At 41.1% G+C, this 10,884-nt stretch carries 8 protein-coding genes and 2 pseudogenes; 6 read left to right on the top strand and 4 right to left on the bottom strand.

Features of this window, described 5'->3' with window-relative positions:
• The 5 genes and pseudogenes from VE944_RS16390 to VE944_RS16370 form a co-directional block, all read left to right on the top strand.
• Positions 1-621: glutathione S-transferase family protein (locus VE944_RS16390; RefSeq protein ID WP_324978788.1), on the top strand; the 621-nt coding region annotated here is incomplete at its 5' end.
• A 65-nt stretch (positions 622-686) separates the two neighbouring features.
• Complete coding sequence (locus VE944_RS16385) at positions 687-1,163, top strand: hypothetical protein (protein ID WP_324978786.1); 477 nt, start codon at positions 687-689, stop codon at positions 1,161-1,163.
• A 94-nt stretch (positions 1,164-1,257) separates the two neighbouring features.
• Positions 1,258-1,515 (top strand): annotated as a pseudogene (locus tag VE944_RS16380) (twin-arginine translocation pathway signal protein); the annotation flags it as partial.
• A gap of 46 nt (positions 1,516-1,561) precedes the next feature.
• Positions 1,562-2,659, top strand: a complete 1,098-nt coding sequence (locus VE944_RS16375) for an aliphatic sulfonate ABC transporter substrate-binding protein (RefSeq protein WP_324978785.1) — start codon at positions 1,562-1,564, stop codon at positions 2,657-2,659.
• Between the two features lie 290 nt (positions 2,660-2,949).
• Complete coding sequence (locus VE944_RS16370; RefSeq protein ID WP_324978784.1) at positions 2,950-3,507, top strand: HPP family protein; 558 nt, start codon at positions 2,950-2,952, stop codon at positions 3,505-3,507.
• A gap of 203 nt (positions 3,508-3,710) precedes the next feature.
• Here the strand turns inward: VE944_RS16370 and sppA are convergent, their stop codons facing one another.
• Both sppA and fni read right to left on the bottom strand, forming a co-directional pair.
• Complete coding sequence (gene sppA, locus VE944_RS16365; RefSeq protein ID WP_324978783.1) at positions 3,711-5,546, bottom strand: signal peptide peptidase SppA; 1,836 nt, start codon at positions 5,544-5,546, stop codon at positions 3,711-3,713.
• A 155-nt stretch (positions 5,547-5,701) separates the two neighbouring features.
• Positions 5,702-6,751, bottom strand: a complete 1,050-nt coding sequence (gene fni, locus VE944_RS16360) for a type 2 isopentenyl-diphosphate Delta-isomerase (protein ID WP_324978781.1) — start codon at positions 6,749-6,751, stop codon at positions 5,702-5,704.
• A 153-nt stretch (positions 6,752-6,904) separates the two neighbouring features.
• Between fni and VE944_RS16355 the strand changes: the two genes are divergently transcribed.
• Entirely contained in the window at positions 6,905-7,492 is a 588-nt protein-coding gene (locus VE944_RS16355; RefSeq protein ID WP_324978779.1) for a Uma2 family endonuclease, read from the top strand.
• Between the two features lie 165 nt (positions 7,493-7,657).
• Here VE944_RS16355 and VE944_RS16350 read toward each other — a convergent pair whose 3' ends face one another.
• Together VE944_RS16350 and VE944_RS16345 are read right to left on the bottom strand one after the other, a co-directional pair.
• Positions 7,658-9,811: a caspase, EACC1-associated type gene (locus VE944_RS16350; protein ID WP_324978777.1), complete on the bottom strand. Its 2,154-nt coding sequence runs from the start codon at positions 9,809-9,811 to the stop codon at positions 7,658-7,660.
• A gap of 826 nt (positions 9,812-10,637) precedes the next feature.
• Positions 10,638-10,884: pseudogene (locus VE944_RS16345) on the bottom strand (hypothetical protein); the annotation flags it as partial.

The raw sequence follows: 10,884 nt of genomic DNA, 5'->3' as shown, positions 1-10,884 counted from the left end.
CAAGAAAAAGGCATCGACTTTGACTTGATTGAGATTGATTTGCAGAATAAACCGGAGGGATTTACAGATATTTCTCCTTATGGAAAAGTGCCTGCGATGTCTGCGACGGGCTACGCCTACGCACATAATAATAACCGAGTTTGGGAATCGGCAGTAATTAACGAATATCTCAACGAAGTATTTCCAAATCCGCCGCTTTTGCCTAGCAGTCTCATTGCTAAAGCGCAGGCTCGAATCTGGATTGATTTTGCTAATACTAGATTCGTTCCGGCTTTTTCTACTCTCTTGCGTAGTCCCGATGTTCAACAGCAAGAAGCAGCTAAACAAGAACTGTACAAACATCTGGAATTTATCGAGAATGAAGCTTTTGGGAAGTTATCAGGAGATGGCCCTTACTGGTTTGGTGAATCCGTCAGTCTGGTTGATTTCACTTTTTACCCCTGGTTTGAGCGTTGGGCTGCACTGAAGCACCATCGAGGCTTTGCACTACCAGAAGAATTTACTCGTCTACGTCAGTGGAAAAAGGCTTTAAAACAACGTGATTCTGTAGTGGCGATCGCTAATAGCAAGGAGTTTTACATAGAGCGATATGCTAGATTTGCTACTCCTGTTGCTGCCTAGTACTGCTTTTTGGTAGTCACAAGAATTGTATCTTTCCCTAAGTTTTCGCTGCTATTCAAGATAATGTGGAACTACCGTTAGTATTCATAATTCCCAAAAATAGGGCTGGTGTCGCTTCTAATCAAGACTGGAACAATATTGGGCAAGAAGCGCAGAGATATACAGTTATGAATCAGAGAAAATCCAAAGTTATTGTGAGTGCAGCTAGTAGACGATCTTTTTTGTTACACACTGGTATCTTTACTGCAAGTAGTATTGTAACAGGGACAGTGGGTTTAAAGTTTTCTGCTCAAAAAGGTCAGGCACAAGAGCAGGTATCTTCTGCTAAGAACAAGTTTACAGAAAAGGCTTATCGCATACGTGTTGCCTCAGCCGAGGCTAATCGTCAAATTCCCATTGCGTCTAATCCTACTAATGGCGATGAGGAACGGTATCCTAATAAGATTGGCTCTGATACTAGAGGACTAAGCTGTTACGTATATAACTTGCATTATCAGGGCGGGCAGGATGCCCACCCCACAATCATCTTGAAAAAATATTAGTGCAAATTAAAGGCGCAACAGCTTACCACACAATAAACAGAGTGAGGTTGATCTCAAAGCCTATGACTCTTTAACTAAAGCCGTAACAACCCATGACCATGATGACTTTGAAAAGGTGATTCCCTACAAAGGAGAGCCTTTAACCGTGGGTGGAGAATTAAACAAACTGGCAGCTAATTACACCCTTGGTCGTGGTCATGGTGGTATTCACTGGCGCACAGATGGTTCTGCTGGCATAGCTTTGGGTGAAGAGATTGCCATCAGCATCCTCAAAGATGAAAGGTTGGGTTACAACGAAAAATTCAATGGCTTCACATTCACAAAATTTGATGGGACGAAAGTCACAGTTTAAGTTTTTCATTTAACAACTTGTTTGATAATTAGAGGTGAATTAATTCATGAAAGATTTTAGAAAACAAATTGCATTCTCGAAAAACCGACGCATTACTCGTCGTCACGCCTTATTTGCTTTTGGTTACAGTTTAATACTTACCACAGTATTTAGTTGCAGTAATTCACCAAATAATTCTCAGCAACAATCAGCTTCATCGGCTTCTAATGTAGCTAGTAGTAATACTACTGCCAATAAAGTAATTAGAATTGTCCGATCTAAACAACTTACTGCCCTAGCTGTCTTAGAAGAAAAAGGTATTCTAGCAGAACGATTAAAACCTTTAGGGTATAGGGTAGAGTGGCCAGAATTTGCTGCCGGGCCACAACAATTAGAAGCTTTAAATGCAGGCGCACTTGATATTGCCTCTACAGCAGAATCTCCTCCTGTTTTCTCTCAAGCAGCCGGCGCACCTCTTGTATATCTAGCGGCTAACTCTTCTGATGGCCAAGCAGTTTCACTGTTAGTTCCTAAAAACTCTCCTATTCAAAGTGTCAAAGATTTAAAAGGAAAAAAAGTAGCTTTTCAAAAAGCATCGATTGGTCATTATCTTATACTTAGAGCCTTAGAAAAAGAAGGTTTAAAGCTCAGTGATATAGAATCAGTTGGTCTAGCACCTCCAGATGCTAATGTGGCATTTAGTCAAGGTAAAGTAGATGCTTGGTTTATCTGGGAACCATTTGTTACAAGAAATGTCCAAAATAACACGGGACGGGTTTTAACTGATGGTGGTAATGGTTTGCGAGATACTAATAACTTTATATCCACAAACCGCAAATTCTATCAAGAAAATCGAGAAGTTATCAAAGTCTTTTTAGAAGAAGTACAAAAAGCCCAAAATTGGTCTAAGAATAATCCTAAAGAAATCTCCCAGTTGCTCTCTGCAACAACTCAACTTGATCCACCTACATTAGAGATTATGCACAAAAAGTATGATTTCACGCTTATACCAATTACCGAAAAAATTATTAATAAACAACAAGAAGTTGCAGATAAATGGTACAGTCTGGGACTGATACCTAAGAAGGTAAATGTGAGAGATGGCTTCTTGACTCCTGAAGAATACGCCGAAATCACTCCTCAAGAAGTGTTTGCAAAACAATAATATTTGGGGCATGAATTACTAGTTATTATTTGTAAATTGTGGAAACTTTTAACAGTTGATTATGTCTACACTCACCTTAACTAACTTTCAAATTACTCGAATTAATGCACCTCTAGGCGTTGTAGTCACTGGACTTGAATTTACTTATTTAGGCTGAATCCCAACAAAATAGAAAATTCTGTATATTTGAATACTTTTTAGAGATTTTTTGAGAAATGTCATGTTATTGTAACTTTAGTAAAGCCTTGCTCAGTCAAGTCAGGGAGTCATGATTATCGAGTGGTTCATTCATGATCGACGGTAAAAAAGTTCGGTTGAAATTGCAAAGTTATTGGTTTAAAACCTTTGCCAGATGGCGATCCTGTCCGCTAGCCTGTCCAATAGACAGGCCTCATCATCGGCATGTTTTTTGGAGTTGGATCGGTAGTTTCTTAGCTATCACTGCAACGTCTTACCTTGCTGCAAAAACTAATTCTCCTTTGCTGATGGCTCCTTTTGGTGCTACAAGTGTTTTGATCTTTGGTGTGCCTGACAGTCCTTTGGCTCAACCTCGCAATGTCATTGGGGGTAATCTTTTAGGTGCTATTGTGAGTCTGATAATTCTGCATTTTCTCGGTTCTTCTCCCTTGTCAATGGGAATGGCTGTTTCTAGTGCGATTGGAATCATGCAGCTTACCGGAACTTTACACCCACCTTCGGGTGCTGTTGCATTAGTCGTCATGATGACGAAACCAGATTGGCAATTTTTGCTAACACCTGCCTTTGAAGGATCGATGATTTTAGTGCTATGCGCTGTAATCTTTAATAATTTAGCGGAAGAAAGGACGTATCCGAAACACTGGTTGTAGCATCGTCTCTAATCCTTAAGCATCGGGCAAAGAACAATAGATCGCATTTCAATTGATTTTCGGTTGCTTTGGTTCGGCTTGGATGTTTCCTCGGTATCAAGTCGAGAAGATTGAAGAAAAAGCCCTTGCGATCGCAAGGACATCTGATTGTATTTTTAAGAGATGGAACCGCTTACTAAAAACCTTGAATGATTCACCCCGACTTACTCAATCTTCAAGTTGAAAGGCAAACGGGCGTAAACCCCTTGTGGATCGTTCATCTTTTGCAGAATTCCGATTTCCTGTTGCAACTTTTGGAATTCATCGGTGAGGGGATTGGATTGTTTGAGTTGCGTCCCCTCAATTCCTAAAGCAGTCCGCACCTCTTGGGTTGCACGTCCAAAAAACCGTTCTCCGAAACTGCTAGTGCGAGGATATTCTTGCACTTCCCAGTCTTCTCCTAGTTTCGCCTGCTTGGCAGCATACGCGATCGCACTATTCAACCCGCCAATTTCATCCACTAAACCAATTTTCTTGGCCGTCACACCAGACCAAACTCGTCCTTGAGCAATTTCTGCAACTTTTTGTTCTGGGAGTTTGCGACCTTGAGAAACTTTATTCAGAAACATATTATAAATCCGGTTAACACTGCGCTGATAAAGTGCCAACTCTTGGGGCGATTTCGGACGCGAAACTGTTTGACTATCAGCATAGGTTCCAGTTTTTACCGAATCCCAGGTGATGCCATTATCATTGGCCAGCTTTTCACCATTGAACAACACCCCAAACACACCTATTGAACCTGTAATGGTATTTGGTTCGGCAAAAATGCGATTAGAGTCGCTAGCAATCCAGTAACCACCAGAGGCGGCTACATCACCCATTGACACTACAACCGGTTTTGCCTCACGAGTTAATTTGACTTCTCGCTGCATGACTTCAGATGCGGTAGCGCTACCACCAGGACTATTAATCCGTAGTACAACAGCCTTCACATCCTTATCTTGTCGTAGTTTGTTGAAGATTTTGGCAAAGCGATCGCCTCCTACTTGCCCATCTTCTCCTTTACCATCGACAATCTCACCTTCAGCATAAACAACGGCAATTTCATTTTTTGAACTACGTTCTACACCCAAAGATTTGCCAGAAACTTCTGCATAGCTATTCAGGCTAATTTGTCGGAATGTTTTGTCGTCTTTATCACTACCTGTCAACTTTTTGAGGTCAGTTACCACTTCATCGCGGTATTGGACTTGATCAACTAAACCGCTAGTTTTGGCTTGTGTGGCTTCGAGTAGCGCCTGAGTATTTGCGATCGCTTGCAATTGATTAGGTTCAATTTTCCGACTTGCGCCTACAGTAGTACGCCACTCTCCCCAAACATCATCCAACAATTTTTGAGTTTGTTCACGGTTTTCTGGACTCAACTTTTTGAGGATAAACGGTTCTACAGCCCCCTTAAATTTCCCCACCCGCACGACTTGAATACCAATGCCATATTTCTGCAATGCTCCCGCTAAGAACATCGGTTGCGAACTCAAACCGTTGATTTCCATCATTCCCAGAGGATTAAGTATGATGGAATCTGCTACTGAACTAAGGTAATATTCCTTTTCACTCCAATCACTGCCATAGGCAATAATCTTTTTGCCCGCAGCACGAAACTCCTCTAGCGCTTTCCGAATTTCTTTCAGAGAGGCATAGCCGACGTTACCAGCTTGGCTTGTGCTTGTTGCATCTAAATAGATCCCGACAATTCGCGGATCGCGCCGCGCTTTTTCCAAAGTTTCTACAACTTTGCGGAGTGCCATCCTATCGTCATCTACACCTGATAATGTGTTTTGAAACAGTTCACCTGAACTAGGTTCGCTATCAGTAATTTTCATTGACAAGTCAAAAACCAGCATTGACTTATCTTTCACATTTGGCCCAGTATCTTTAGAGGAGCTAGCAGCCAATATCAGCAAGAACAATCCACTGGTTCCCAGACCACCAAAAATAATTAGTCCTAGTAAGGTGCCAATTAAACTAGCAAAAGTTTGTTTGATAAAATTACGCATTAGTTATTAGTTATTAGTTATCGGGTATTGGGCATCCCTTTCCTGCGGGACGCTACGCGTTAAGCTTTCGCTTTAGCGATACGCTCAGGGTCAGTGGGTATTGGGCATTTACAAATGACAAATGACAAATGACAAATGACTAATCACCTATTTACCTATTCTATGCGCTGTAAACTGCCAGAGTGCTTTAACTCAGACAAGGTGGCGTTGCCAGTGCAGAATAATACCGTGGTGATTTCGGCGATTAATACTTCAGCAAGTTCCGCAACTGCTGTCTCTGATGTTGCTGCTGCTTGCAAAAAAGGCATTGCTAAACCAGCTATATCTGCTCCCAAGGCGATCGCAGCTGCAACATCGAGTCCATGACGCAAACCTCCTGAAGCAATTAAGGGCACATTTGGAGCGATCGCTCTAATAGTTGTAATACACTCTGCTGTCGGTAAACCCCAATCAGCAAAAGTCCTTCCTAAGCGACGTTGCAAGGGATTTTCCGCCCGTTCACTTTCTACTTTTGCCCAAGAAGTACCCCCCGCACCAGCTACATCAATTGCTGCTACTCCGGCGGCAATGAGTTTATTGGCGATCGCTGCTGAAATGCCGTTACCAACTTCCTTCGCAATTACTGGCACTGGCAGCTTATTGCACAACTCAGATATTTTGTCAATCAAACCCCGAAAATTAGTATCACCTTTGGGTTGAATACACTCTTGTAGAGGGTTAATGTGTAAAATCAGAGCATCAGCTTCTAGGATATCAACTACCCGCAAACATTCATCCAAGCCGTACTTATAGTTAAGTTGCACAGCGCCCAAGTTCGCAAATAGCAAAACATCGGGTGCATACTTGCGGACAGCAAAAGTATCAGCTACTTGAGGTTTTTCTACTGCCACGCGCTGAGAACCGACACCCATTGCAATTTTGTAGTGTTGCGCGACTTGCGCTAAACGTTGGTTAATCATTGCGGCTTGTTCTGTTCCCCCAGTCATGGAAGAAATTAACAAGGGTGCGCCAAGGTGTTTCCCCAGGAAAGTTGTACTGATATCAATATCGTTGTGGTCGAGTTCGGGTAAGCAAGAATGGGTGAAGCGATAGCGTTCCAATCCATTGGTGATTTGATAAGACTGAACATCTTCTTCTAAACAGATCCGAATGTGATCAGCTTTACGATTCTGAGTTTGTGCAGAGATGTTGGTAGGGGCGTTCACTGGTGGTTATTGCTAAAAGTATTTGCTTGCGATCGCTATTGTTACATTGTCTGCAATCAGATTTTTATAACAAAAATATTTATTTTCCCTATCTTTAGGGTACGTCACGCTATTGATAATATATCCATTCCCTCATTTTATGAGTTAATTAATATGGTTTTACAAACAGAAAAGCGCTACTACACCCCTGAAGAATATTTGGAATTAGAAGAGAAGGCTGAATATAAAAATGAATACAGAGACGGAGAAATTATACCCATGACAGGGGGAACAACTAATCACAACAAAATTGCACTTAATTTTTGTCGCAAGTTTCCCCTGACTGTGCAAGAACAAGATTATGAGATTTACATAGGGGATGTGAAATTATCAATACCTCGTTATCGCATTAATACTTATCCTGATGTTATGGTCATCAAAGGTAAGCCTATTTATGAGGGAACAGGTAAAACAATTATCATTAATCCCTTATTAATTGTTGAAGTCTTATCAAATTCAACTAAAAATTATGACAAAACAGATAATTTTAAATATTATCGTTCAATTCCTGGTTTTCAAGAATATATTATGATTGACCAGTATAGTTTTGCTGTAGAACAATTTGCAAAGCAAGCAGAAAGTCAATGGATTTTTAAGGAATATGAAGGTGAAGATGCTGTTTTAGTCTTAGATTCTATCGATTTTCAAATTGCCTTGCGTGATATTTATGAGCGAGTTGATTTTGAATTGATTGAAGAATAAAACAATATATAGTAGTCCTAAATCAGTCGTGAACAATAAAATCCCCGACTTCTCAAAGAAGTCGGGGATCTTAGTCTCTCGATTTTTACAATTCATTTAGGATTGCTATATAAACATCGTTATAATTACGATTGCCTGAAATTAATAAAAGTTCAAAAACTAAACTTATTTGCTAATTTTACCAAAGCCAGCTGCTTCAATTAGACCTTGACCCTGGCGGGTTAGCAGTAATTTGGCGTATGCTTCGCCTGCTTTTTGGTCTATTGAACCATCCAACTTGACAACTACATATAACTTCCGAGTTAGTGGATAACTTTGGTCGCTAAAAGCGCCAACATTAGCTTTATAAAGTTTATTTGGATTATCTGGACATTCAGAAATTTTCTCTTCAGTTGATTTTTGATAGGGAGGAACTAGATGATTTGTGTCCTTACCTAACCACAAAGGCTTGACATCACACTGACCAACTATCTCTGGCGCTGAAGCAAAGTAGATGCTGCCTTTTTCTTTAAAGACTTCTCGTAGTCCTAGAGTGGTGCTTTGGACTGTTTTAACAAGCTGAGGAGAAAATGAATATTCAGGATCGCCTAAAACCTTTTCTTTAAAAAATTTGACAGTACCACCGGCCACATTGCGAGACAAAGGCTTAATCTCCAAGTCAGGGCCCCCTACTTGATTCCAGTTGGTGATTTTACCTGTGTAAATACGCTTTAACTGATCCAAAGTTAACCCAGTAAGATTTAATTTAGGGTTAACTGCGATCGCTACCCCATCGTTAGCTATGGAAATTTCTTTAAACCTCTTTTGCTGTTGCTCTGTAAGTGGATAAGAGTACTGTGCAAAAGCAACTGACTTATCTAATAACTTTTCGATACTTGTGAGTGAACCTGTCTCTTCAAGAGGAAAATCTACATATACTAGTTTGAAATTAGGAAAGGCTTTTTGAATTTCCCTGTCTACAATGCCACGAATTGGTGCCCAACTTGTACTGAGGCCGTAGTTAAATGTGCCAGAAGGGACATCGGCATCTTTCACTTCAGGAAACCGATCATTAGGGTCAGGAGTCGGATTAGTAGGTATAGGTTCTGGAAGTTGGGGTTGATTTAACCATATTTGGTTGATTCCTACCCCCAAAGCTACAGATACTAAACCAAATACCAGCAATTTCCAACGACTTTTTTGAAGGGGGGTAGTTTTCTTATTGGAAGAATTTTCGTCTTCTGTTGGTTGTCTTTCCGAATTTTTATTCTGATAACGTTCTATAACTGGTGCAACATCTTCATCTCTAAGCCTCAAAATTTGTTGCAAACCTCCCAGATCATTCCAATCTTCATCACTAAGTAGATTTTGCCGCTTAATTGCTTTTGATAAAGCCTGCTGATAACGCTGTAATTTTTGTTTGCGGATCACGTAAGGCTGCAAAACCTCAGCCTCAATCGCATTAGCTTCTTCTGATGACACGTTCAAGCTGTCACGCAATTCTTCTAAAGTAGTATGGTTGATCGGAGAAATTTCTCCTTGCTTCTTACGAGCAATTTCTTCAATTTTCCTTCGGTACATTAGTTTAGGATCGCCAACAGGTGCTCTTGCCAGATTTATTTTGTAGCCTTCCTCAACAGGATAGAACTTTGGTGTCATCGCTGGAGCTGCTTCTTGTACTTTAATACTGGCATAATCATGCAATCCACCTACAGAAATCCAACCGTCTTCGTCGTGATCAGCAGCTCCAGTTTCAATCCCCTCTACTAGGTAACGTGTATATATTGAAAGTTCCGCTCCTTCTGGAGCAAAAGAATATTGGGTAGATGTGGATGATGTCAGAATTGCCCGTCCTTTGCCTCCTAACTGTTCCTGCACATTGACAATACCATCATCTCTGACAGTCATTCCTTGAGCAATCGCTCCGCTAAAGCAACAGTCCAAAATTATGACCTGTCTCTGAGAACGACAATCGTTAATACATTCATGCAGAAAACTAGCTGCCACCGCCGAAGGCTTTACCAGTTTCCCATTCTCTTTACGAGTGTTCCGAGTTGAAAGGTAAAGATTACCCCTTTCATCTTTAATGCCATGACCAGAAAAGTAAAATAATACCAGATCATCTCTGTGACGATCGGCATACAACCTATGAATGGCATCTTCCATCCCTTGCCGTTGAGGATTTTTCAGCACCGTGATATTAGTCTCGGCAAACTCGCCCATTTCTGGGTTGACCAATACTCGCTGCATCGCATCTACATCTTTAACAGAGCCAGGTAAAGCGTTCAAATCAGGTTCGTACTCACTGACTCCAATCAGCAATGCTACTTTATTCACCATGTTTGCTTAACTACCCCCCTACAAATTTCTGTGCTGCCTCGATCGCTACTACCAACTCTGCATGATTACTGGCTTTGACTTTGGTCTTTTACCATTAGTTTCTACATCCAGTTCGATGGTTTTTCCAGAAAAGCGATGTCTAATAACAAGCCGAAGAAGGGTCTAAGTACAGTTTTACATAAAAACGTAGCGTTTTTATTGCGATCGATGCATTATATTAAGTCCAGATAATTTATTTATGATTCCCACAGTTCTCATAGACAAGTGCGATGTGGGCTACGCCCACGCAAAACAATGGGCATCATTCACCGTAAATGATGCCTATTTGTTGCTCATTACGCCGTCTGTGTAGAAGCCGATTTTGAGTCTGCGGTGGATTTTAACCGGGTGATAGTGGCTTTACGAATGCGTAGGCGTAGCCCGCCACAGGCATCGCTAGCAATGTTAAAGTTTAGGAACCGAGTTACTCAAGAGGTTGCTGCAACTAGGCCCTGATAAATATTTAATCTAAGGAGATAATGTTAGGATTGGGAGTCTCAGTTCTGACAAGCTTACCGATTCAAGATGTCGTTCCGATGAGCAGTAGAGCCTACAATTTGCACTACCTTGTCAATTAAGGTTTGGGGAACTTCCATCTCAACCAGTGTCGCAACTAAATCTTCTGCGATCGCATTCTTAGGAAACAGAAAAAACTTATATTTACTGGATTAGACGCTATATTCTTTTTTATGATAATCAACATCTTCAAGGATGCAATACCTGCGGCAGGCTACGCTTACGCAACAAGTAGGCATCATTTACCGTGAATGATGCCTACTTGTTGCCGTTACGCCGTCTGTGTAGCAGTCGCTTTTAACTCTGCGGTGGATTTTATCCGCGTAATGCTGGCTTTACGGATGCGATCGCTTTTGCGTACCCCGCCTGTCATTTCGTATTCCCGGCTGTCTTTGCCATACTTCAATGCTACACCACTGACTAAGCGCTCTGAGGTTTCCCGAATGGTCTTTTCAAGGGTTTCTATTTTTCCCTTTGCTGAGTCAATGGCAGTTAGCATCATATTATACTCGTCAATC

Source organism: Nostoc sp., assembly GCF_035638895.1.
Lineage (GTDB): Bacteria > Cyanobacteriota > Cyanobacteriia > Cyanobacteriales > Nostocaceae > Nostoc.
Note: the sequence above shows the minus strand (reverse complement) of the source record. Positions and strands in the feature narration are given on the sequence as shown.

Coding starts and splice junctions, on each gene's coding strand:
- VE944_RS16375 (WP_324978785.1), top strand. CDS start 1,562: ATGAAAGATTTTAGAAAACAAATTGCATTCTCGAAAAACCGACGCATT.
- VE944_RS16370 (WP_324978784.1), top strand. CDS start 2,950: ATGATCGACGGTAAAAAAGTTCGGTTGAAATTGCAAAGTTATTGGTTT.
- sppA (WP_324978783.1), bottom strand. CDS start 5,546: ATGCGTAATTTTATCAAACAAACTTTTGCTAGTTTAATTGGCACCTTA.
- VE944_RS16355 (WP_324978779.1), top strand. CDS start 6,905: ATGGTTTTACAAACAGAAAAGCGCTACTACACCCCTGAAGAATATTTG.
- VE944_RS16350 (WP_324978777.1), bottom strand. CDS start 9,811: ATGGTGAATAAAGTAGCATTGCTGATTGGAGTCAGTGAGTACGAACCT.